Origin of the sequence: Streptomyces lunalinharesii, assembly GCF_039532155.1 — a bacterium.
Lineage (GTDB): Bacteria > Actinomycetota > Actinomycetes > Streptomycetales > Streptomycetaceae > Streptomyces > Streptomyces lunalinharesii.
Genome location: NZ_BAAARK010000012.1, coordinates 90267 through 111242, shown reverse-complemented (window position 1 = coordinate 111242; position 20976 = coordinate 90267). Strand labels below are relative to the sequence as shown.

Annotated in this window: 24 protein-coding genes; 16 read left to right on the top strand and 8 right to left on the bottom strand. The window is 73.5% G+C overall.

Features of this window, described 5'->3' with window-relative positions; translation table 11 throughout:
* The first annotated feature begins 142 nt into the window (after positions 1-142).
* From ABD385_RS20005 to ABD385_RS19995, 3 genes are all read left to right on the top strand, one after another.
* The gene (locus tag ABD385_RS20005) at positions 143-595 is read left to right on the top strand and encodes a MarR family winged helix-turn-helix transcriptional regulator (protein ID WP_344577864.1); all 453 of its coding nucleotides are present in this window, start codon (positions 143-145) and stop codon (positions 593-595) included.
* The gene (locus tag ABD385_RS20000; RefSeq protein ID WP_344577863.1) at positions 592-2052 is read left to right on the top strand and encodes an MFS transporter; all 1461 of its coding nucleotides are present in this window, start codon (positions 592-594) and stop codon (positions 2050-2052) included. Before ABD385_RS20005 ends, ABD385_RS20000 begins: the two co-directional genes overlap by 4 nt.
* A gap of 126 nt (positions 2053-2178) precedes the next feature.
* Positions 2179-2763 carry an isochorismatase family protein gene (locus ABD385_RS19995; protein ID WP_344577860.1) on the top strand — a complete coding sequence of 195 codons (585 nt, stop codon included), beginning with the start codon at positions 2179-2181 and terminating at the stop codon, positions 2761-2763.
* 74 nt (positions 2764-2837) lie between these two features.
* On the opposite strand, the gene ABD385_RS19990 is transcribed toward ABD385_RS19995, so the two are convergent.
* The 4 genes from ABD385_RS19990 to ABD385_RS19975 form a co-directional block, all read right to left on the bottom strand.
* A complete protein-coding gene (locus ABD385_RS19990; protein ID WP_344577857.1) occupies positions 2838-3869 on the bottom strand; it encodes a zinc-binding dehydrogenase in 1032 nt (343 codons plus the stop codon).
* A 328-nt stretch (positions 3870-4197) separates the two neighbouring features.
* Positions 4198-4773, bottom strand: coding sequence for a TetR/AcrR family transcriptional regulator (locus ABD385_RS19985; RefSeq protein WP_425585439.1), 576 nt, complete (start codon positions 4771-4773; stop codon positions 4198-4200).
* 76 nt (positions 4774-4849) lie between these two features.
* Positions 4850-6241: an amidase gene (locus ABD385_RS19980; RefSeq protein WP_344577853.1), complete on the bottom strand. Its 1392-nt coding sequence runs from the start codon at positions 6239-6241 to the stop codon at positions 4850-4852.
* Complete coding sequence (locus ABD385_RS19975) at positions 6228-6443, bottom strand: hypothetical protein (RefSeq protein ID WP_344577849.1); 216 nt, start codon at positions 6441-6443, stop codon at positions 6228-6230. Before ABD385_RS19975 ends, ABD385_RS19980 begins: the two co-directional genes overlap by 14 nt.
* 202 nt (positions 6444-6645) lie before the next feature.
* On the opposite strand from ABD385_RS19975, the gene ABD385_RS19970 reads away from it, so the two are divergent.
* On the top strand, positions 6646-7593 hold the full coding sequence (locus ABD385_RS19970; protein ID WP_344577847.1) for an MBL fold metallo-hydrolase: 948 nt from the start codon (positions 6646-6648) through the stop codon (positions 7591-7593).
* Between the two features lie 58 nt (positions 7594-7651).
* Here ABD385_RS19970 and ABD385_RS19965 read toward each other — a convergent pair whose 3' ends face one another.
* Both ABD385_RS19965 and ABD385_RS19960 read right to left on the bottom strand, forming a co-directional pair.
* Positions 7652-8149: a hypothetical protein gene (locus ABD385_RS19965; RefSeq protein ID WP_344577844.1), complete on the bottom strand. Its 498-nt coding sequence runs from the start codon at positions 8147-8149 to the stop codon at positions 7652-7654.
* A 226-nt stretch (positions 8150-8375) separates the two neighbouring features.
* Complete coding sequence (locus ABD385_RS19960; RefSeq protein WP_344577841.1) at positions 8376-8570, bottom strand: CsbD family protein; 195 nt, start codon at positions 8568-8570, stop codon at positions 8376-8378.
* A gap of 161 nt (positions 8571-8731) precedes the next feature.
* On the opposite strand from ABD385_RS19960, the gene ABD385_RS19955 reads away from it, so the two are divergent.
* From ABD385_RS19955 to ABD385_RS19940, 4 genes are read left to right on the top strand one after another with little or no spacing between them, the layout of a single operon-like run.
* Positions 8732-9730, top strand: a complete 999-nt coding sequence (locus ABD385_RS19955) for a carbohydrate kinase family protein (protein ID WP_344577838.1) — start codon at positions 8732-8734, stop codon at positions 9728-9730.
* A gap of 55 nt (positions 9731-9785) precedes the next feature.
* On the top strand, positions 9786-11933 hold the full coding sequence (locus ABD385_RS19950; protein WP_344577836.1) for an HAD-IIB family hydrolase: 2148 nt from the start codon (positions 9786-9788) through the stop codon (positions 11931-11933).
* 46 nt (positions 11934-11979) lie between these two features.
* A complete protein-coding gene (locus ABD385_RS19945; protein WP_344577833.1) occupies positions 11980-12210 on the top strand; it encodes a hypothetical protein in 231 nt (76 codons plus the stop codon).
* Positions 12211-12249: 39 nt separating this feature from the next.
* A complete protein-coding gene (locus tag ABD385_RS19940) occupies positions 12250-12762 on the top strand; it encodes a phosphotransferase (RefSeq protein WP_344577831.1) in 513 nt (170 codons plus the stop codon).
* Positions 12763-12810: 48 nt separating this feature from the next.
* On the opposite strand, the gene ABD385_RS19935 is transcribed toward ABD385_RS19940, so the two are convergent.
* The gene (locus ABD385_RS19935; RefSeq protein ID WP_344577828.1) at positions 12811-13647 is read right to left on the bottom strand and encodes a helix-turn-helix transcriptional regulator; all 837 of its coding nucleotides are present in this window, start codon (positions 13645-13647) and stop codon (positions 12811-12813) included.
* A 49-nt stretch (positions 13648-13696) separates the two neighbouring features.
* Here ABD385_RS19935 and ABD385_RS19930 point away from each other — a divergent pair, with 49 nt between their 5' ends.
* The 6 genes from ABD385_RS19930 to kdpC all read left to right on the top strand — a co-directional run bounded on the left by ABD385_RS19930 (position 13697) and on the right by kdpC (position 18955).
* A complete protein-coding gene (locus tag ABD385_RS19930) occupies positions 13697-14131 on the top strand; it encodes a DUF2000 family protein (protein WP_344577825.1) in 435 nt (144 codons plus the stop codon).
* Positions 14132-14212: 81 nt separating this feature from the next.
* On the top strand, positions 14213-14362 hold the full coding sequence (locus ABD385_RS19925; protein WP_344577822.1) for a hypothetical protein: 150 nt from the start codon (positions 14213-14215) through the stop codon (positions 14360-14362).
* Positions 14359-14448: a K(+)-transporting ATPase subunit F gene (kdpF, locus tag ABD385_RS19920; protein ID WP_233655575.1), complete on the top strand. Its 90-nt coding sequence runs from the start codon at positions 14359-14361 to the stop codon at positions 14446-14448. The genes ABD385_RS19925 and kdpF overlap by 4 nt, the downstream gene beginning before the upstream one ends.
* Positions 14449-14460: 12 nt before the next feature.
* Positions 14461-16125, top strand: a complete 1665-nt coding sequence (kdpA, locus tag ABD385_RS19915; RefSeq protein ID WP_344577818.1) for a potassium-transporting ATPase subunit KdpA — start codon at positions 14461-14463, stop codon at positions 16123-16125.
* The gene (kdpB, locus tag ABD385_RS19910) at positions 16125-18254 is read left to right on the top strand and encodes a potassium-transporting ATPase subunit KdpB (RefSeq protein ID WP_344577817.1); all 2130 of its coding nucleotides are present in this window, start codon (positions 16125-16127) and stop codon (positions 18252-18254) included. Before kdpA ends, kdpB begins: the two co-directional genes overlap by 1 nt.
* Positions 18255-18286: 32 nt before the next feature.
* Complete coding sequence (gene kdpC / locus ABD385_RS19905) at positions 18287-18955, top strand: K(+)-transporting ATPase subunit C (protein WP_344578122.1); 669 nt, start codon at positions 18287-18289, stop codon at positions 18953-18955.
* On the opposite strand, the gene ABD385_RS19900 is transcribed toward kdpC, so the two are convergent.
* On the bottom strand, positions 18936-19682 hold the full coding sequence (locus tag ABD385_RS19900; protein ID WP_344577815.1) for a DUF4118 domain-containing protein: 747 nt from the start codon (positions 19680-19682) through the stop codon (positions 18936-18938). The two genes, kdpC and ABD385_RS19900, sit on opposite strands and share 20 nt — an antisense overlap.
* Before the next feature lie 208 nt (positions 19683-19890).
* Here ABD385_RS19900 and ABD385_RS19895 point away from each other — a divergent pair, with 208 nt between their 5' ends.
* Together ABD385_RS19895 and ABD385_RS19890 are read left to right on the top strand one after the other, a co-directional pair.
* Positions 19891-20688, top strand: a complete 798-nt coding sequence (locus ABD385_RS19895) for a hypothetical protein (RefSeq protein WP_344577813.1) — start codon at positions 19891-19893, stop codon at positions 20686-20688.
* Positions 20685-20915: a hypothetical protein gene (locus tag ABD385_RS19890; protein ID WP_344577810.1), complete on the top strand. Its 231-nt coding sequence runs from the start codon at positions 20685-20687 to the stop codon at positions 20913-20915. The genes ABD385_RS19895 and ABD385_RS19890 overlap by 4 nt, the downstream gene beginning before the upstream one ends.
* The last annotated feature ends 61 nt before the right edge of the window (positions 20916-20976 follow it).

The following is a 20976-nucleotide window of genomic DNA, read 5'->3' as shown; positions in this document are numbered from 1 at the left end:
CGCACCGATCCGCCCGCCCCTCCACAGTAAGCTCAACGACTCACTAAGTGCAACCGTTCACCTTTTTGCCTCGCACAACCGACAACCTCAATTGATCAAACCAATATTGACAGTCCAGGTTGAATATCTTTAGCGTCGGAGCATGAGCGAGAGCATCGACGGGCTCCGTGCGGAGTCGGCGGTCCGGGCGGCCGCCGACGTGCGGATCACCTTCAGCCGTCTGAAACGGCGGTTGAAGGAGCTGGCCACCGACGAGGACCTCACCCCCGCACAGGCATCCGTCCTGGCACGCCTGGACGCGCAGGGGTCGGCATCGGCCGGTGAACTGGCAACCGTGCAGCGGGTCAGTCCGCAGTGCATGGCGAAGACCGTCGAGGCGTTGGTGCGGGCCGACCTGGTCGTGCGCCACCCCGACCCGCTCGACGGCCGCCGGCAACTGATCACGCTCACCGTCGTCGGCCGCAGCCGCCGCCAGGGCGACCGGTGGGCCCGCCAGGAGTGGCTCGCCCGGTCGCTCCAGGAACGGTGCACCGAGCGGGAACTCCGCACGATCAGCGCGGCGATGGCCCTGTTGGACGAGGTGGCCCGGTCATGACGGGCCGCCCCGCACGCCTCCGGGCGCGACGGCGCACCACGGACCGCGGCGGGTTCGACCGGAGACTGATCGCGCCCATGGTCCTCGGGTCGATCCTCAACCCGATCAACTCCTCGATGCTCGCGGTGGCGCTGATCCCGATCGGCCGGGCCTTCGACGCACCGCCCGCCCGCACCGCCTGGCTGGTCACGGCCTTGTACCTGGCCACCTCCGTCGGCCAACCGGTCGTCGGGCGCCTGGTGGACTCCTACGGGCCGCGCCTGCTGTACCTGACGGGCACGGCCTTGGTGGGTCTCGCCGGCGCCTTGGGCGCGTGGGCCCCGAACTTCGGAGTGCTGGTCCTCTCCCGGGTGCTGCTGGGGTTGGGGACGTCGGCGGCGTACCCGGCGTCGATGTTCCTGCTGCGCGCCGAGTCCGACCGCACCGGCCTGCGCAGCCCCAGCGGCGTCCTGGCCGCCCTCTCGGCCTGCGCCCAGGTCATCGCCGTGATCGGTCCGACCCTCGGCGGCCTGCTGATCTCTGCGGGTGGCTGGCACCTGATCTTCGGCATCAACGTGCCACTGTCCGCGGCCTGTCTGGTCCTCGGGGCGTTGCGCCTGCCGCGGGCGGCCGCGCTCAAGGAGGCCGGCGGCGTGCGCCCCGGGCGCCGCACGGACGCGGCCGGGATGGCGCTGTTCGCCGTCATGCTGTCGGCGTTCATGCTGTTCGTGATGGAGCCGCGGGCCGCCGCCTGGTACCTACCGCTGGTCGGCCTGGTCGCCGGCGCCGCGTTCACGGTGCGGGAACTGCGCGCGCCCGAGCCCTTCATCGACCTCAGGGTGCTCGGCGGGAACGCACCGCTGCTGGCCACGTACGGCCGTCAGGCGCTCGCGTACACCACGGCCTACGCGTTCCTCTACGGCTTCACCCAGTGGTTGGAGGAGGGCCGCTCGGTCAGCGCCCGGGCGGCCGGCCTGGTGCTGCTGCCGATGTCCGCGGCGGCCGTGGCGGCCACCGCGCTCACCGGACGGCGCGCCGCGGTCCGCGGCAAGCTCGTGGTCGGCGCGCTGGTCCAACTCGTCGGGTGTGCGGCGTTGCTGTCCGTCGACGGGGCCAGTCCGCTCTGGTGGCTGGCGGTCGTCGGGGCCGTCATCGGCATCCCGCAGGGCCTCAACGGCCTGGCCAACCAGAACGCCCTGTACGCCCAGGCCGATCCGGCCCGGATGGGTTCGTCGGCCGGGCTGCTGCGCACCTTCATGTACCTCGGCGCCCTCGCCGCCTCCGCCGCCGACGCCGCGTTCTTCCGGCACGGCGCGACCACCGACGGGCTGCACCACCTCGGCTGGCTGCTGCTCGCCGTCGCCGGCGCGTTCCTGGTGGCCAGCCTCACGGACCGCTCGCTCGGCCGCGTCGGCCGTGCCGGCGACGCCGCCGGTGCCCCGACGGCAGAGGCCGCTCCCCAACGGACCGGAGGCTGACCCGGGGCCCACCGGCCGCCGTGCATCCGCCCGGACCTCCCGCCGTTCCCCGCCATCGACCCCCGCACCACACCGACCCCACACCGAAACCCACACCCGAACCGAGCCGAAGGAAATCCGGACACCATGACCGTCACCACCCTCGACCCCAAGGTCGCCCTCGTCGTCATCGACCTGCAGAACGGCCTCCGGGCCCTGCCCGGCACCCCGCACACCGTCGACGACGTCATCGCGCGGACCGTCCGCCTCGCCGACGCCTTCCGCGCCCACGAACTGCCCGTCGTCCTGGTCCGCGCCACCGCCTCCCCGGACGGCTCCGACGCGGTGCCGGGGCGGACCGAGACCTCGCGCGGCGGCCACACCCCGTCCGCCGGCTGGGACGAGGTCGTGCCCGAACTCGCCGGCCGCCCGGGGGACATCACCGTGACCAAGCGCAACTGGTCGGCCTTCTACGGCACCGACCTCGATCTGCAGCTGCGCCGTCGGGGCGTCACCCAGATCGTGCTGACGGGCGTCGCCACGAGCATCGGCGTGGAGTCCACCGCCCGCGCCGCGCACGAGCACGGCTACCACGTCACACTGGCCACCGACGCCATGGCGGACCTGGACGGGGACGCCCACCGGCACAGCACGGAGAAGATCTTCCCCCGGCTCGGTGAGAGCGGCAGCACCGCAGACGTCCTCGCCCTGCTCGGCAAGACCCACGGCTGACCGGGTCGCACCGGCCGTCGTTCGTGCCCCGGCAGGACGCGGGGCGGAGGACGGCCGGTGCCGGCGGTGGGAGTTCAGGGGCGGACGAGCACCTTGAGGGCTTCGCGCCCGGCCATCGCCCGGTAGCCGTCCGGGACGTCGTCCAGTCCGACGGTGCGGTCGAAGACCGCGGAGGCGTCGAGGCGTCCGGACAGCACGTCCGGGAGGAGTTCGGGCGCGTGGGCGCGGGCCGGGGCGGTGCCGCCGGCGAGGGTGACGTTGCGGCGGTAGAACCGGCGCACGTCGACGCCGTCGCCGTCCTGCGGCACCCCGACGTAGCCGACGGCGCCACCGGGACGCGCCATGTCCAGGGCGTCTCGTAGTGCCTCGCCGGTGCCGACGCACTCCAGGACGGCGTGCGCCCCGTGGCCACCGGTGAGTTCCCTGACCCGCTCGACGGCCGCCGCGCCGCGCTCCGGGACCACCTCGACGGCCCCGAACCGGCGCGCCAGATCCGTCCGCCGGGCGTGCCGTCCCAGGATGACGATGCGTTCCGCGCCCAGCCGGGCCGCGGCCAGTACGCCGCACAGGCCGACCGCGCCGTCGCCCACCACCGCGACCGTGGCCCCGGGCCGCACGCGCGCCGCGAGAGCGGCGTGGTGACCCGTGCACAGCACGTCCGACAGGGCCAACACCGCGGGTAGACGCGGGTCGTCGGGGTCCATCGGCAGGGGCATGAGCGTGCCGTCCGCCTGCGGCACCCGCACCGCCTCGCCCTGCCCGCCGTCCAGTTCGCCGCCCCAGAAACCGCCGTTCGGGCAGCAGTTGGGCAGGCCGTCGCGGCAGATCTCGCAGGTGCCGTCGGACCATTTGAAGGGCGCGAGGACGAGGTCTCCGCGGCGTACGGCGGTGACCTCGGCGCCCACCTCCTCGACCACGCCGATGAATTCGTGCCCGATCCGCACGCCGGCCGTGGACGGCGGCATCTTCCGGTAGCGCCACAGGTCGCTGCCGCAGATCGCGGCGTGGGTGACCCGCACCACGGCGTCGGTCGGCTGCACGAGTCGGGCGTCCGGCACCTGGCGCACCTGTACGTCCCCCGCCCCGAACATCACTGCTGCCCGCACGCTCGCACTCCTCGTCTCGCTGGTCACGGCCGGTCGGGTCGCGGGTCGCGGAGGGCAGCCGTCGCACCGAACCCGCACTCGCCCACGCGATCACGATCACTCGAACCGGTGCGTACAGTACGCCAGTTCAGCCGCGGGATCGGCCGGGCGGTCGGGGACGGCCGCATGGACGGCTCCGCGGTCCTCCGTAGAGCCCCGGCAATGCGTTGGACTGGACCACTGGTGCATGGCGCGGCGGCCGGCCGAGGTGCGGGGTACGGGGAGGAGGAGGTGGTAGCGGCCTGGGGGCGCGTGGCCGTCCCCCAGGTGTTGCGGCACGGGCGCGGCGTCAGGCGTCCGTGCCGTCGGAAGCGGCCCCGACCGGACCGTCGAGGAGTCCCGCCACCAGGTGGTGGGCGTAGTCGGAGTCGAGGGGGCTGGGGCGGAACAGGATGCGGTACATCATGGGCGACACCACGTGGTCGATCACCGTTTCGACGTCGGGCGCCCGCTCGCCACGCTCGGTGGCGCGGGCGAGGATGACGTCGATCTGGTCGGCCGCGTAGGCCGAGCAGCGGCCGGCGTTGCTGCCGTCCGGGTCGCCGAGCAGTGCGTCGCGGAGGTAGGCGCGGCCGGGGGGCGAGGTCATCTCGTCGAGGAACTGCTCGGCCCAGGTGGTCAGATCGGCGGCCAGGGCGCCGTGGTCGTCCGGCGGCGCCTCCGGGCGCAGGCGCTCGACGGCGACGTCCGAGAGGAGTTCCCGCAGATCGCCCCAGCGACGGTAGATCGTCGACGGGGTGACGCCGGCGCGGGCCGCGACCAGCGGCACCGTCAAGGCGTCGCGGCCCACCTCGGACTCCAACTCGCGCACGGCGCCGTGCACCGCCTCCTGGACGCGGGCGCTGCGCCCACCCGGGCGCGCCATCGGTCGGGGACTCATGCCACCACCCTAAGCCTTAACGCAAAGACCTTGCTTCTAGCGTGGTGGCAGTGCCACGGCCTCAGGCCACCGGCGCGAGCGCCCGGGCGGGTGCGGCCTGCTCGTAGGCGTGACCCGCGCGCAGGAGGACGGACTCGCCGAGGGGCCGGCCCATCAGCTGCATGCCGACCGGCAGGCCCGCTTCACCCTGGCCCACCGGGACGGTCAGGGCCGGCAGTCCCGTGACGTTGGCGGGCGCGGAGAGGCGGACGTAGGCGTCCGAGACGCCCTCCGTGGTGCCGTCGGGCCAGGTGAGGGTCTCCTGGCCGGCCGGTACGGCGACCGTGGGAACGGTCGGGGCGGCGATCACGTCCACCTCGTCGAACAGCTGCGACCACGCCTGGCGCATCAGTGTGCGCGCGCGTTGGGCGCGTACGTAGTCCCCGGCGGGCATGAGTTCGCCCGCTTCGAGGAGGATCCGGACGTCGTCCCCGTACCGGTCGGGGACGGTGCGCAGGGTGCGCTCGTGGTAGGCGGTGGCCTCGGGGACCATCAGGCCCCAGTGGGTGGCCTGGAGGTAGCGCGTCATGGGGATCTCGACCTCGACGAGCCGCGCGCCGAGCTCCGCGAGCTGGTCGATGGCGCGCCGGACCGCGGCCTCGACGTCCGGGGCGATCCGGTCGAAGTAGTAGTTGCGGGGCACGCCGACGCGCAGTCCCGTGAGGTCGCCGTCGCGCGGTGGTCGGTGGTCCGTGGGGTCGGTGATCAGGGAGGCGGGGTCGCGCGGGTCGTGCCCGGCGAGGGCGGAGAGGACCAGGGCGGCGTCCTCGACGGTGCGGGTCAGGGGGCCGACGTGGTCCAGCGACCAGGACAGTGAGGTGATGCCGTGCCGGGGGACGAGGCCGTACGTCGGTTTGAGCCCGACGACGCCGTTGAGCGCGGCGGGCACGCGGATCGATCCGCCGGTGTCGGTGCCCAGGGCGAAGGAGGCGGCGCCGGCGGCGACGGCGACGGCCGATCCCCCGCTGGAGCCGCCGGCGACGCGCTGCCGGTCCCAGGCGTTGTGGGTCTGGGGGGTGATGAGTCCGTAGGCGAACTCGTGGGTGTGCGTCTTGCCGACGAGCACCGCGCCGGCGGCGCCCAGGCGGGCGGCGACGGTGCTGTCGGCCTGGGCGAGGTGGTCGGCGCGGACCCGGGAGCTGGCGGTGGTCGCCGTGCCGGCGACGTCGATCAGGTCCTTCAGGGCCATGGGGATGCCGTGCAGCGGGCCGCGGAACCGGCCGTCGGCGGTTTCGCGGGCGGCGGCGCGGGCGTCCTGACGGGCGCGGTCCGCGGTGACGGTCGCGTAGGCCCGCAGCTGCGGCTCGACCTGCCCGATGCGGTCGAGCACCGAGTCGACCAGTTCGACGGGGGACAGGTGGCCGGCGCGCAGCGCGTCGGCCGCGGCGGTCGCGGAGAGCTCATACGGCTGCATCGGACTTGGCCTCCCCCGCGCGGTAGGTGGTGGCGGGCGGGGTGTCGCCGAAGTCCAGCTCCCGCAGGACCGAGACGACGGACAGGATGTGCTCGGCGGTGGCCGCGACGGCGGGGTGCCGGTCCGCCGGCAGGGTGAGCCCGGAGCGCGCGGCCCAGCGGGCCGCCTCCTGGGGAGTGAGCGCGGTGTCGGGGAGGGGCATGGGGGCGTCTCCTGTCCTGATCTGGGCCGTGGCGGTGGCGCGTTGCACCCACCCGAACCCAAAAGCTAATCGATTGCGTTAGTCGAGAATAGGCCCTACGATCGAGCTAACGCAAACGGATTGCTTTAGCGCTTCCCTGCACCCCTCTCCATCCGTTCTCGTCGCCCACTATCCACCGCACCGCACGAAGGAACGACGATCGATGTCGCACTCCGCGTCAACCACTCAGCCCACCGACCCCGCCGCCACCCCGTCCTGGACCGTGGGCGAGGTCACCGTCCACCGCATCGACGAGGTCCCCCTGCCGCCGGAGACCGGCCCCTGGCTGCTGCCCGGCGCCACCCCGGACACCGTCGCCCGACACTCCTGGCTGCAACCCCACTTCGCGGACGGCACGGGCGTGCTGCACCTCGCCAGTCAGAGTTTCGCGCTCGTGGTCGGCGGCCTCCGCGTCCTGGTCGACACCGGCATCGGCAACGGCAAGACCCGGGCCAACCCCGCCTGGCACGACCTGCGAACCGACTACCTCCAGCGCCTCACGGCCGCGGGCTTCGCCCCGCACCTCGTCGACGTGGTGGTCCTGACGCACCTCCACGCCGACCACGTCGGCTGGAACACCCGGGAGCGCGACGGCGAGTGGGTCCCCACCTTCCCCAACGCCCGCTACGTGACGTCCCGGGCCGAGCGCGAGTTCTGGGCCGGCTACGCCATGGACGAGCCGCGCCGCCAGATGTTCCGCGACTCGGTGCACCCCGTCGAGGACGCCGGGCTGCTCGACCTGGTGGACGTGCCCTCGCACGGCACCGAACTCGCCGCCGGCCTGCGGTTGGTCCCGACGCCCGGCCACACTCCGGGGCACCTCGCAGTCGAGATCAGCAGCGGCGGCGCCACCGCGCTCATCACCGGCGACTGCCTCCACCACCCCGTCCAGCTCGCCGATCCCACGCTCGGCAGCTGCGTGGACATCGATCCCGAGCAGGCCCGGGCCACCCGTCGCGCACTGTTGTCGGAGCTCGCCGACGGCGACACGCTGCTCCTCGGCACGCACTTCCCGCCGCCCACCGGCGGCCGCGTGCTCACGGACGGGGACGCCTACCGGCTCCGGCCCGTCCCCGCCGTCGCCCCGCCCTCGGCACACCGAGCACCGTGACCGTCCCGACAGGGTCGCCCGGCCGGGCCACGGCGCGGGCGGTCGCCCGGTGCCGTGCTCACGTCGCACCCGGCGCCGATGCCCCCACGCTGTCGGCCGGCTCGTCATCGCCGAGGAGGGTCAGCGCCCGCACCGCGTCGCGTTGGGCGGGATCCCACCCCAACAGTCCGGCACCGGCGTCGTGATCCCCCTCGTGCAGCTGCAACTGGGCGTCCGCATGGTCGCGGAGCAGCGCGCGGGCCCGGTCGGGGCCGGTGTCCAAGGCGGTGGCCACCTGCCGCCAGGTGGCGCCCAGTTGGAGGGCTTCCAGCACCGCTCCCGGTTGGCCGGCGACCGCGCTGCGGGCGAGCTGCGTGCCGAGCGCGAGCTGGGCCAAGGCATCGCCCGCGTCACCGCGGGCGACCGGCCCCGGAAAGTCCTCGGGCAACTGGCGGTCCGCCAGCCGCTGCCCGTGCGCGGAGTGCCGTTGCGCCAGCCACGCCAGCGGGGTCGCCGGGGGTACGTCACCGGGGCACCGGACCTCCTGGGCCCGCCAGTCCTCGTAGCCGTGGGTCATGACTGTGGTTCTCCTCCCGTACGCGTGCGGTGGTGCGTGGCGCCGACCGGGTCGAGCGGGTCGACCGTCCAGGAACGGACCAGGACAGGCAACCGTCCCGTTGGGCCGGTGCGGCAGCACGGTGGTGTCTGCGCGGGCGGGTGGCGCGGGGCAGGACTCCGGAGCGCCGGCGCCTGCTCCGCTCCGCGCACCCGACGGTTCCCGGCCGCGGCGCGGCGGCCCGCCCTCACCGACGGCGGGCGTCCGTGCCCTTCGCCACGGCGTCGCCGCCGTGCGCGGCCGCCTCGCGCAGATCGCCCTCGGCGCGCTCCAAACGGCCTTCGGCAGTCATCCGTTGGTCGCCCATCGCGCGGCCCACGGCTTCCTTGGCGGCGCCCCTGGCCTGCTCGGTCTTGGCAGTCACCTTCCGGTCGACAGGCACGGTCGCACTCCTTCTCCCGTTGGCGTGGTTCCTTGACGCACGATCGCGTGCCCGGATGTCGCCGCCCAAAACACCCCGTTCCGCCACCGTCAGCAACCACTTTCGGACACACCGTGACGTTGGTGGACGTCCGCATCGAGCGTCCGCTTACAGTTCCCCGCATGGTTCATCCGCACGGCGTTCCGCAGACGCCCCGACGAGACGCACCGCTGGTGGAACCGCCGGCCGGACGGGCCGACCGGACTGCGCGGCGGACCGGCGCTCAAGTGCTGGTGGTCGGGGCCTATTCGGTGGACCTGGTGTTCCGGGAGCTGGCCGGGCAGGTCGCGTTCGGCTCCGAGGTGTGGGCCGGTGGACTGGGCATGGTGCCCGGCGGCGCGTTCACCCTGGCGATGGGGCTGCGCCGGCTGGGCCGTGACGTGGTGTGGGCGGCCGATTTCGGATCCGACGTATTCAGCCGTGAGGTGTTGGCCGCGGCGCGCGCCGAGGGGATCGGCGAACACGGGTTCCGGCACCATGCGCAACCCGTCCGGAACGTGACGGTCGCGCTGTCCGGCCCGCAGGACCGGGCGATGATCGCGTACGAGGACCCGGTCCCGGCACGGCCGTTGGCCGAGCTGATCGCGACCCACCGGCCCGCCGTGGTCATGTTGCCGTACCTCCAGTTCGGGCCCGAGGTGTCGGAGGCGCTCGACGTGGCCGCCCGGCACGGCGCCGAGGTCTTCATGGACTGTCAGGACTACGCCGGTCACCTCGGGATGCCCGAGGTGACCAAGGCACTCTCCCAGGTGCAGGTCTTCGCGCCCAACGAGACGGAAGCCCTGCGGATCACCGGGACGGACGGCGTGGCGGAGGCGCTGGAGGTGCTGGCGGACGTGGTGCCCGTCGCCGTCATCAAACGGGGCCGCGACGGGGCGGTGGCCGCCGAGGGCGGGCGACGGGCGACGCGGGCCGCGCTGCCGGTACCGGTGGTGGACACCACCGGAGCCGGTGACTGTTTCAACGTGGGCTTCCTGCACGAGCGGCTGGCGGGCGGATCGCTCGATTCCTGCCTGGCCGCGGGTGTGGTCTGCGGTGCGGCTGCGGTCACCGGTCCCGGATCCAGCGCCGCGCTGGACTCCGCCGGGCTGCGGGCTCGGCTCGCCCGCCTCCCGGCCTGAAGTCGGCGACGCGGTAGACGTGGCGAGGGCGATTCAGCGGCGGCGAAGGAGCGACATGTCCGAACGAACGTGGGACGACGCGATGATGGCGCGACCACCGAGCCCGGACCTACGGGTCCTGGTGACGGACCTGGACGGCACCCTGCTCGGCGGCGACCGGGCCGCGCGGCAGCGGCTGCGCCGGGCACTGGACCGCCACCCGGAGATCACCGTCGTCTTCGCCACCGGTCGCGGTCTGCCCTCGATCCGGACCCGCCTGGCCCGCGATCCGCTGCTCCCCAGGCCGCGCTGGATCATCGCGGACGTCGGCGCCAGCGTCATCGACGCCGCCGGCATGGCCCACGTCGACGCGCTGGAAGCGGAGCTACGCACCGGATGGCCCGGTGCGCAGCACGTCCGGGCGGCCCTGCGCCACTTCCCCGCACTCCTCCACCAGGACGGCGTGCCGCAGGACGGTCGCTGCTCCTTCTTCCTGGCCCCCGAGCACCTGTCGCCCGAACTCACCGCAGCTGTGGCCCGGTTGGGCTGCTCGTGGACCTACTCCGCCGGGCGCTTCTTCGACGTGCTGCCACCGCACGCCGGCAAGGGTCAGGCCCTCCAGCGGTTGGCGGACAAGCTCCAATGGCCGGCGTCCGGGCTGCTCGTCGCCGGGGACTCGCTCAACGACCTCTCCCTCTTCCAGCTCGGTGCGCACGGCGTGATCATGGGCAACGCCGAACCCGCGCTCCTCGCCCAGGTGCCGGACGGCGAGCTGGTCCACCGCCCCCCGCTGGAGGGCGCGGCGGCGATCCTGGACGCCCTGGAGCGGGTGGGTTGGGTGCGGCGCCCCACCTCCGTCGTCGTCGGCTACCACCGGCCGCCGGTGCACTGGTCACGGGGCCGGTGGCGCCGGCCCGTCAGCCCGAACGGGATTCTTCCCACGCTGACGTCCGTGCTCGGCGACGACACCGACGGCCTCGACGCGACGTGGGCCGCCGCCCTCGTCGAGGAGGAGCCCGGAGCCCAAGCCTCCGCCCCCGTCACCGGGCTTCCGCTCGCCCTGCTGCCCGTGCCGCCCGAGCGGTGGTCCGGCTACTTCCACGGCGCCTGCAAGGAGACTCTGTGGCCGGCGCTGATGTCCCAGCCGCAGCTGATCCGCCGGGCGCCGACCCACTGGGCCGACTACGAAGCGGTCAACGCCGCCTTCGCCCGGCACATCGACGCGCACGCCGCGGACGGCGCGACGGTGTGGCTGCACGACTACAACCTCTGGCTGGTCCCCGGCCTCCTCGGCGCGCAGCGGCCGGACCTGCGCATCGGCCTGTTCCACCACACCCCGTTCCCGTCACCGGACGTCTTCCGACGGCTCCCGGACGCCAGGCAGTTGATCGACTCCCTGGCCCGGCTGGACTGGGCGGGCTTCCACACCGCGGCCTTCGCGGACAACTTCCGCCGGTTGCTGGCCGGTTCGGGCCCCGTCCCGCGCACCGGTGTCCACCCCCTGGGCATCGACCGCACGACCGTCTCCGCCCTGGCCCGGGAGCGGGTCGGCGCCGGCGCAGCGCACCACCGCGCCACCGGGGCGCCGTCCCGGCTCGTGCTGTCCGTCGAGCGCCTGGACTACGCCAAGGCACCCGTCCACAAGGTGCGTGCCGTCGACGCCCTCCTGGAACGGGAACCCCGGTGGCGGGAGCGGCTGCGGTTCCGCCTGGTGTGCCCGCCTCCCGAACCAGGCATCCACGCCTACGACGCCACCCGCACCGCCCTCGAAGCAGCCGTGGCCGCCGTCAACGACCGCTGGCGCACGGACACCTGGCAGCCCGTCGACTACCTTCCACAGGCGCTGCCGTTCCCGCAGGTGGTCGACGAGTACCTCGCAGCCGACGTGTTCTGGGTGACCTCCGTGGCGGACGGCATGAACCTCGCCGCCAAGGAGTACGTCACGGCGCGGGCCGCCACCGGCCGGCCGGGCGTCCTCGTGCTGTCCCGCCACACCGGCGCCGCCGAACAACTCGCCACCGCGGCCCTGCTGACCGACCCGCACTCCCCCCGGGACCTGGTCGACACGCTGCACCGGGCACTGTCGCTGACGCCCAGTCAGCGCACCGCCCACACCGCCGCGTTGGCCGCGCTCCTCGACGACCACTCCCCCGCCGACTGGGCCCGCGCCATCGTCGCGGAGATCCGCGGCCCGGCCACCAGGTCCGTTGCGGACACGGGGTGAGCCGGGCGCCGGGCCCGCCCGCACGGCTTCGGTAGGGTCGCGAGGCATGGACGAAGCGATGCCCGGTGGCAGGTTCTCCCGGCCGGTCCGGCGCGGCGCGGTGGTCGAGCGCGCCGCGAGCAGCCGCAATGTACGCGCCCTGCTCCAGCACTTCGAGCGCGTCGGGTTGCTGCGGGCCCCGCGGTACCTCGGCACCAGCGACGACGGCACCCGCGACCTGCTCAGCCACCTCGACGGCCGGGCCGCCCACTATCCCCTGGAGGCCCCGTACCGGTAGACGACGACCCTGATCGGCGTTGCGGAAGCGGTCCGCGCGATGCACGATGCGACGCGTGGCTTCGTGCCCCCCGAGCCCGATGCCTGGCGGCACCGCGAGGTCGCGGTCCCCGCGCGGATCGACTGCGTCGGCCACCACGACCTCGCCCCGTGGAACCTCGTGTTCGATGGCCGGCACCGGGTCACCGGCATCATCGACTGGGACTTCGCCGGACCTTCCAACCGTGCCTGGGACCTGTCCTACGCCGCGCACCGCTTCGTTCCGCTCTCCTCGCCCCGGCAGGCGCGGGCCTTCGGCTGGCCGGCCGAGCCCGACCGGCCGGCCCGTCTGGAGCTGCTCGCCCGGGCCTATGGGCACGGCGTCACCGCGGCCCAGCTCCTGGACCTGGCCGTGGTGCGCCTGAGCGCGATCGCCGCCAACATCGAGCAGCGGGTCCGGGCGGGCGACCCGGCCTTCGCCGTCCACCGCGAGGAACGGCACGCCGACGGCTACCGCGAGGACGTCCGCTTCCTCCTGGAGCAGCGCACGGCCCTGCTCGGCGGAGCGGGCTGAGTCGGCGACCGGCGGGCGGTTGCCGGGTGAGGGACGCGTCCGGGCCGCTCAGTGCCGTGTCGGCGCCGCCGCGTCGCGGCCGTCGTGGGTGCGGTCCGGACGGGCGTAGCGTCCGGGCGTGACGCCCAGGATCCGCTTGAAGTGCCGGGTCAGGTGCGACTGGTCGTAGAAGCCGGCCTCGGTCGCCACGACCGTCGGCGGCCGGCCGTCGAGCAGCAGGCGGCGGGCGCGCTCCACCCGGCGGGCCATCACGTACTGGTGCGGCGGGATCCCGAACGCCGCGCCGAACGCACGCACCAGGTGCGTGGGGTGGGCGTGCAGCAGGCCGGCGGCCTCGTCCAGGGTCACCCCCTGTTGCAGTCGTGCGTCGAGGAGGTCCCGCAAGGTGTGGGCCACCCCCCGGGTCGCCGGTGGGGGCGGGACGGTCAGTCGGGGCCGCAGGTGGCTGCGCAGGTGTGCGCCGATCAGGGCGAGCCGGCTTTCGGCCTCCAGCTCGTCGCCGCGGTGGGCCAGCGCGGCGTGCAGTTGTCCGACCCGGCGGCGCAGCAGGGGGTCGGCCAGGTCGGGGCCGTCCACGGCGGCCCCGATGTAGCTCTCGTCCAGCTGTGTCAGGTCCAGGTAGAGCACCCGTTTGCGGAATCCGCCCGCGGTGGTGGGCGAGCCGTTGTGGGGTACCTGCGGCGGGAGCAGGGACACGGTGTCGTGTGGGGTGCCGCGCTGGTGACGGTCCAGGTCGTAGCGGACGGCGCCGTCGTCCACGATGAGCAGGGTCCACGCGTCGTGCACGTGCATCGGGTAGGCGTGCTCGGTGAAGTGGGCGTGGAAGACCTCCACGACGCCCGGAACCTGCGGGCGCCATGCGGAGACCTGCTGCTGGGCGACCATGCAAAGAACGTACAAGACGGCGCGGCGGGCCGGTCGGCAGCCTGGGGGCATGACTTCTCACGAACCGGCCCCGGTACGTTTCGACACCAAGATCGCCGTTTTGCTCCGCACCGACCTGGAACCCTGGCAGCGACTGAACGTGACCGCCTTCCTGGTCAGCGGCCTGGGCACGGAGCTGCCGGAGGTGATCGGCGAGCCGTACACGGACGCCGACGACACCCCGTACCTGCCCATGTTCCGCCAGCCCGTCCTGGTCTTCGAGGCCGACAAGGAGACGCTGACCACGGCGCACGGCCGCGCGCTGAACCGCGCCCTCCCCCGTTCGCTCTTCACCTCCGACCTGTTCGCCACCGGCAACGACCGGGACAACCGCGCCGCGGTGCGGGCCGTGCCGGGCGCCCAGTTGGATCTGGTGGGCCTGGCGGTGTACGGGCCGCGGAACGCCGTCGACAAGGTGATCAAGGGCGCGCGGATGCATCCGTGAGGCGGCTCGGGCGGGGCGGGGAGTCCGCGCGGCGGCGCGGCAGCCGGCCCGCAGCCGAGATCTGATGTAGCGTCAGAAGTCGTGCTGAAGCCGCCCGATCGGACGGAACACTCCCCCGTCCCCGATGACTTGCGGGGTGTCACACCCATGTCGGACGTCGCCTACGTCGGCCTGACGGCCGTGGTGTTCGCCCTCCTCGGCCTGGCCGCCAAGGGGGTCGGACGCCGGTGAGCGTGGAGAACGTCGTCGGCCTGATCGTCGCCGCCGCGCTGGTGATCTACCTCGTCCTCTGCCTGCTCTTTCCGGAGAAGTTCTAGGGAGGACCGGGCATGGGCGACACGGCGGCCGGTTGGCTCCAGGTGACCGCGCTGGTGGCGGCGCTGGGGCTGTCGTACCGTCCGCTGGGAGACCTTCTGGCGCACGTGCTGACCACCGAGCGCCATTGGCGGGTGGAGCGCCTGGTCTACCGGGCGGGCGGCGTGAACGGTGACGTCGACCAGCCGTGGCCGGTCTACCTGCGCGGTCTGCTCGCCTTCGGCCTGGTCTCGGTGCTGTTCCTGTACGCGTTCCTGCGTCTCCAGGACCACCTGCTGCTCTCGCTGGGGCACCAGCCGGTGCCGGCGGACCTGGCGTTCAACACCGCGGCGTCGTTCGTCACCAACACCAACTGGCAGGCGTACGCGGGCGAGTCGACGATGGGCCACCTCGTGCAGATGGCGGGGCTGGCGGTGCAGAACTTCGTCTCCGCGGCGGTGGGCATCGCCGTGGTGGCGGCGTTGATCCGCGGCTTCACCCGGCAGCGGACGCAGCAGGTCGGGAACTTCTGGGCGGACCTGACCCGGCTGGTGCTGCGGGTGCTGCTGCCGATCGCCTTCGTCTTCGCGCTGGTGCTGGTGGCCGCCGGCGTCATCCAGAACCTGCACGGCGCCCACGACCTCGCCACCGTCGCCGGCGGCCACCAGAGCCTGCCGGGCGGTCCGGTCGCCTCCCAGGAGACCATCAAGGAACTGGGCACCAACGGCGGCGGCTTCTTCAACGCCAACTCCGCCCACCCCTTCGAGAATCCCCGTGGGCTGACCAACCTGATCGAGATCTACCTGATGCTGGTCATCCCGTTCGCGCTGCCGCGGACCTTCGGCACGATGGTCGGCGACCAGCGCCAGGGCTACGCCGTCGTCGCGGTGATGGTGGTGCTGTGGGCCGCCTCGGTCGCCCTGGTGACTGCCAACGAGCTGCACCGGATCAGCAGTCCGGCCGGGCACGCGGCCGGGGCGATGCTGGAGGGCAAGGAGACCCGGTTCGGCATCTGGTCCTCGGCGCTGTTCGCGGTCTCCACCACCCTCACGTCCTGCGGCGCGGCCGACTCCGCCCACGATTCGTACACCCCGGGCGGCGGCGGCATGACGATCTTCAACATGATGCTGGGGGAGGTCGCGCCCGGCGGCACCGGTTCCGGGCTCTACGGGATGCTGATCCTGGCGGTGGTCGCGGTCTTCGTCGCCGGGCTGATGGTCGGTCGCACCCCCGAGTACCTGGGCAAGAAGCTGCGCGGCCGGGAGATGCGGTACGCCTCGCTGTACCTCCTCACCACGCCCGCGCTCGTCCTGGTCGGCGCGGGACTGGCCATGGCGCTCCCCGGCGAGCGGGCGGCCATGCTGAACCCGGGGCCGCACGGCTTCTCCGAAGTGCTCTACGCGCTCACCTCGGCCGCCAACAACAACGGGTCGGCGTTCGCCGGGCTGAGCGCCGACACCGTCTGGTACAACACGGTCCTCGGCGTGGTGATGCTACTGGGTCGGTTCCTGCCGATGGTGTTCGTCCTGGCGCTGGCCGGTTCGCTCGCCGGGCAGCAGCGGGTGCCGGTCACCGCGGGCACCCTGCCCACCCACCGGCCGCAGTTCGTCGGCCTGCTGACCGGCGTGATCCTGATCGTCGTCGGTCTGACGTACTTCCCGGCGCTGGCGCTGGGCCCGCTGGCGGAGGGGCTGCGCTGATGTCCTCGACCACCCCGCCGTCCACCGCCCCGCCCGGCGCCGACCGCCCGGCGCAGCGGGTCTCGGGCGGGCTGCTGGACCCCCGGCAACTGGTGCGGTCCCTGCCCGACGCGCTGCGCAAGCTCGATCCGCGGGTGATGGTGCACAGCCCGGTGATGTTCGTGGTGGAGGTGGGTGCGACGCTGACCGTCCTGGCGGCCGTCCGCACGCCGAGCGTCTTCGCCTGGGTGATCACCGGCTGGCTGTGGCTGACGGTGGTCTTCGCCAACCTCGCCGAGGCGGTGGCGGAGGGCCGCGGCAAAGCACAGGCGGCGGCCCTGCGCCGGACCAAGACCACGGTGAGCGCGCGACGGCTCGTCGACTGGCACCCCGGCGCGACCGACCTCGTCGAGGAGGCGGTGCCCGGTGTCGAGCTGCGCCTGGGCGACCACGTCGTCGTCGAGGCGGGGCAGCCCATTCCCGGCGACGGCGACGTGGTGGAGGGCATCGCGAGCGTCGACGAATCGGCCATCACCGGTGAATCGGCGCCGGTGATCCGCGAGTCGGGCGGTGACCGGTCGGCGGTCACCGGCGGCACGAAGGTGCTCTCGGACCGGATCGTGGTCAAGATCACCGCCCGGCCCGGGGAGACCTTCCTCGACCGGATGATCGCCCTGGTGGAGGGGGCGGCCCGGCAGCGGACCCCCAACGAGATCGCGCTCAACGTCCTGCTCGCGTCGCTGACGATCGTCTTCCTGGTCGCCGTGGTGACCCTCCAGCCATTCGCCGTCTTCGCCGGCGCCGAGCAGACCCTGGTCATCCTCGTCGCCCTGGTCGTGGCGCTCATCCCCACCACGATCGGCGCACTGCTGCCGGCCATCGGCATCGCCGGCATGGACCGGCTCGTCCAGCGCAACGTGCTGGCGATGTCCGGACGCGCCGTGGAGGCCGCGGGCGACGTGAACACCCTCCTGTTGGACAAGACCGGCACGATCACCCTCGGCAACCGGCAGGCCACCGCGTTCCTGCCGGTGCCCGGGGTGGCCGCCGAGGAACTCGCCGACGCCGCGCAGCTGTCCTCGATCGCCGACGAGACGCCCGAGGGCCGCTCCATCGTGGTCCTCGCCAAGGAGCAGCACGCGCTGCGCGGGCGGAGCGAAGGGGAGCTGGCCGGCGCCGGGTTCGTGCCGTTCACCGCGCAGAGCCGGATGAGCGGCGTCGACCTCGACGACCCGCAGGAGCCCCGTTCACTGCGCAAGGGCGCGGCGACCGCGGTGATGCGCTGGGTCCGTGACAACGGCGGGCACCCCACGGACGACGTCGGGCACATCGTCGACGGGATCTCCGCCAGCGGTGGGACCCCGCTGGTCGTCGGTCAGGTGACGCGGCGCGCAGGCGCGCCGGACGCCCGGGTGCTCGGTGTCGTCCACCTCAAGGACGTGGTCAAGGAGGGCATGCGCGACCGGTTCGACCAGCTGCGTCGGATGGGCATCAGGACCGTCATGATCACCGGGGACAATCCGCTCACCGCCCACGCCATCGCCCAGGAGGCCGGCGTGGACGACTTCCTCGCCGAGGCCGCGCCCGAGGACAAGATGGCGCTGATCCGGCGCGAGCAGGAGGGCGGGAAGCTGGTGGCGATGACCGGCGACGGCACCAACGACGCCCCGGCGCTGGCCCAGGCCGACGTGGGCGTCGCCATGAACACCGGCACCTCGGCCGCCAAGGAGGCCGGGAACATGGTGGACCTGGACTCCAACCCGACGAAGCTCATCGAGATCGTCGAGATCGGCAAGCAACTCCTCATCACCCGGGGTGCGTTGACCACCTTCTCGATCGCCAACGACGTGGCGAAGTACTTCGCGATCATCCCCGCCATGTTCGCGAGCGTCTATCCGGGCCTGGACCGGCTCAACGTCATGCGGCTGCACAGCCCGGCGTCGGCCGTCACCTCCGCGATCGTCTTCAACGCGCTGATCATCGTCGCGCTGATCCCGCTGGCGCTGCGCGGGGTGCGTTACCGCCCGTCCTCCGCCGCCGAACTCCTCAGCCGCAACATCTGGCTCTACGGCCTCGGGGGCCTCGTCCTGCCGTTCGTCGGCATCAAACTGCTCGACCTGGTCATCCAGTTCGTTCCCGGCCTGCGCTGACCGGCCGGCGAGGAGAGGAGAACGGACCCGTGGTGCGCACCGCCCTTCCCGTCGCGCTCCGCCACCACCTGGCGGCCCTGCGGATGCTGCTGGTGTTCACGGTGCTCACCGGCATCGGCTACCCGCTCCTCGTCACCGGCATCGCCCAGGCCGGGCTGGCCGACCGGGCCAACGGGTCGCTGCTGACGGCGCACGGGACGGTGGTCGGCTCGCGCCTGCTCGGCCAGGACTTCTCCCTCCGACAGCGCGCCCCCCGCGCCGGGCGGCGGGGGCCGCTGCTGGCCGACCCCCGCTGGTTCCAGCCCCGGCCCTCCGCCGGCGGCTACGACGCCGGCAACTCGGGCGCCACCAACCTCGGCCCGACCAACCCCGTGCTCACCGCGACCATCCGGGCCCGTCGCGCCGCGGTCGCCGCGTTCGACGGGGTGCCCCCGGCGGCCGTCCCCGCGGACGCCGTCACGAGCAGCGGCTCCGGCCTGGACCCGGCGGTCTCCCCGGCGTACGCGTACCAGCAGGTCCGGCGGGTGGCCCGGGCCCGGCGCCTCTCCCCCGCCCTGGTCCGGCGCCTGGTCACCCGTCACCTGCACGGGCGCGACCTGGGATTCCTGGGACAGCCGTACGTCAACGTCGTGGCGCTCAACCAGGCGCTGGCCGACGCGGCCGGTCGGGGCGGCGCCGGGCTCAGGCGCGCGCCGGGGTGACGGCTTCGAAGGCCGCCCCGACCTGGTTGGCCAACGTGACCGCGACCAGCCGCGCGGCGAGCGGCGGCGCGCTGCCCGGGGCGCCCTGCAGCATGAACCGGCCGTGGAAGCGTCCCCCGTGGCTCACCCGCAACTCCACCTCCGCCGCCGGCAGGCCGTCCCGGTCGGCGTCCCAACGGCGGCGGCCCCAGGTGAGCGAACCGTCCTCCAGCAGCCGCGGCGGATGTCCGATCAGCGTGCCGTACTCGAAGCGGCAGCCGCCGAGCCCCAGCAGTCCCACCAACTGGTGCCGCACGTGGTCGACCACGGCGTCCGGGCCGGCGGCGGTCTCCACCAGCCGGGCGGTGTGGTGGATCTGCGCCAGGTAGTCGTCGTCGGTGATGGCGATCACCGTCAGCTCGCGGGTGCGGGCGGCCAACTGCGAGACCGCGACGCCGACCGCGAGGAGCAGCACGGCGGTGACGAGGTCGGCGGACTTGGTGATCGCGAACCGTTCGTAGGGCCGGGTCAGGAAGAAGTCGAACCACACCGCGGCGGAGAGCGCCGCGAGCGCACCGGCGAGCCGGTGGCCCAGCACGGCGACCGCCACCACCACGACGACGAGCAGCAGCGCCGCGGTGGTGTTGGACAGCCGGTCGCGGAACGGCAGCAGCAACGCGCAGACGGCCGGCGGGAGCACGAGGGCGGCAGCGAGGGCGACCTGGTCGCGGCTGAGGTAGCGCACCATGGAAGCTCACCTCCACCTCAGGTGTAAGCGCCGGCCGCCGGTTCCGGACCGGTCGCGGTCCGGCTTTGACGCGGCCTTGACGGGCTCCCGTGCGGGGCGCCGCGGCGCACCGCGGCGGGCGCGCCACGCTGGGCGGCGCGGACCGCTGTGCCACCTGCCCGAATTCCGGCATTCTGGGCAGGCACGTCCCGCGGGAGGAGGTGCCTGGATGGGCGCGACGTACGGACTGGTGGCGGCGGTCTTCCTGGCCTCGGTGGTCGAGGCGGTGGAGGCGCTGACCATCGTCATGGCGATGGGCATGACCCGGGGCTGGCGGTCTGCCTGGGCCGGTACCGCCGCGGCGGCGGTGGCGCTCGCGGCCTTCACCGCGGCGGCGGGCTACGCACTGGCCACCTGGCTGCCCAAGGCCGCCCTGCAACTGACCGTCGGCACCCTGCTGCTGGTCTTCGGCCTGCAATGGCTGCGCAAGGCGGTCCTGCGCGGCGCCGGGCTCAAGCCCCGGCACGACGAGGAGGCCGCCTTCGCCGAGCAGACCTCCGCGGCCCGCGGCGCCGGGCCGGCCACCCGCCTCGGGCTGGACTGGTTCGCCTTCACGGTGTCGCTCAAGGGCGTCTTCCTGGAGGGCGTGGAGATCGTCTTCATCGTGATCACCTTCGGGACCAGCGCCCACGACGTGCCGGTGGCGGCCGGCACCGCGGCCGTCGCGGCACTCTGCGTGGCGGTCGCCGGGTTCTTCGCCCACCGCCCGCTCTCCCGGGTGCCGGAGAACACCCTCAAGTACGGCGTCGGACTGCTGCTGGCGAGCTTCGGCACGTACTGGGCGGTGGCGGGGCTCGGCGTCTTCACCGCCGGCGGGGCGAGCCTCGCGTGGTTCGGTCGGGACTGGGCGATCCCGGTGCTGATCGCGGCGTGGTTCGCCGTCACCCGGCTGCTGATCCGGATCGCGCCCGCCCTCGCCCGCCGCCCCGACCGCACCGGGCCGAACGGCATCGGGGAGGCACCGTGACCGTCCTGCGGCTCGTCAAGGGCTTCGCCCGCTTCTGGTACGCCTTCCTCATCGGTGACGACTGGAAGATCGCGGCGTCCGTGGTGGCGGTGCTCCTCGTCGGCGCCGTGGCGCTGCTCGCCGGTGCCGCCCCCGGCGGAGGGCTGGCCGTCCTGCTCGGCCTGTTGCTGATGGCCGGCTTCGGTGTCGTCCTGCTGCTCGACGTGGCGCGCCACAACCGTCGTTGACGGACCGTCAGCCGACGGCCTTCCCCCGGCGGCACGCCCGCACGGCCGAATCAGGAAAACG

Bases quoted from the DNA above. Each gene is read 5' to 3' on its own strand.
- ABD385_RS20005 (WP_344577864.1), top strand. From the start codon at position 143: ATGAGCGAGAGCATCGACGGGCTCCGTGCGGAGTCGGCGGTCCGGGCG.
- ABD385_RS20000 (WP_344577863.1), top strand. From the start codon at position 592: ATGACGGGCCGCCCCGCACGCCTCCGGGCGCGACGGCGCACCACGGAC.
- ABD385_RS19995 (WP_344577860.1), top strand. From the start codon at position 2,179: ATGACCGTCACCACCCTCGACCCCAAGGTCGCCCTCGTCGTCATCGAC.
- ABD385_RS19985 (WP_425585439.1), bottom strand. From the start codon at position 4,773: ATGGCGCGCCCGGGTGGGCGCAGCGCCCGCGTCCAGGAGGCGGTGCAC.
- ABD385_RS19980 (WP_344577853.1), bottom strand. From the start codon at position 6,241: ATGCAGCCGTATGAGCTCTCCGCGACCGCCGCGGCCGACGCGCTGCGC.
- ABD385_RS19975 (WP_344577849.1), bottom strand. From the start codon at position 6,443: ATGCCCCTCCCCGACACCGCGCTCACTCCCCAGGAGGCGGCCCGCTGG.
- ABD385_RS19970 (WP_344577847.1), top strand. From the start codon at position 6,646: ATGTCGCACTCCGCGTCAACCACTCAGCCCACCGACCCCGCCGCCACC.
- ABD385_RS19965 (WP_344577844.1), bottom strand. From the start codon at position 8,149: ATGACCCACGGCTACGAGGACTGGCGGGCCCAGGAGGTCCGGTGCCCC.
- ABD385_RS19955 (WP_344577838.1), top strand. From the start codon at position 8,732: ATGGTTCATCCGCACGGCGTTCCGCAGACGCCCCGACGAGACGCACCG.
- ABD385_RS19950 (WP_344577836.1), top strand. From the start codon at position 9,786: ATGTCCGAACGAACGTGGGACGACGCGATGATGGCGCGACCACCGAGC.
- ABD385_RS19945 (WP_344577833.1), top strand. From the start codon at position 11,980: ATGGACGAAGCGATGCCCGGTGGCAGGTTCTCCCGGCCGGTCCGGCGC.
- ABD385_RS19940 (WP_344577831.1), top strand. From the start codon at position 12,250: ATGCACGATGCGACGCGTGGCTTCGTGCCCCCCGAGCCCGATGCCTGG.
- ABD385_RS19935 (WP_344577828.1), bottom strand. From the start codon at position 13,647: ATGGTCGCCCAGCAGCAGGTCTCCGCATGGCGCCCGCAGGTTCCGGGC.
- ABD385_RS19930 (WP_344577825.1), top strand. From the start codon at position 13,697: ATGACTTCTCACGAACCGGCCCCGGTACGTTTCGACACCAAGATCGCC.
- kdpA (WP_344577818.1), top strand. From the start codon at position 14,461: ATGGGCGACACGGCGGCCGGTTGGCTCCAGGTGACCGCGCTGGTGGCG.
- kdpB (WP_344577817.1), top strand. From the start codon at position 16,125: ATGTCCTCGACCACCCCGCCGTCCACCGCCCCGCCCGGCGCCGACCGC.
- ABD385_RS19900 (WP_344577815.1), bottom strand. From the start codon at position 19,682: ATGGTGCGCTACCTCAGCCGCGACCAGGTCGCCCTCGCTGCCGCCCTC.
- ABD385_RS19895 (WP_344577813.1), top strand. From the start codon at position 19,891: ATGGGCGCGACGTACGGACTGGTGGCGGCGGTCTTCCTGGCCTCGGTG.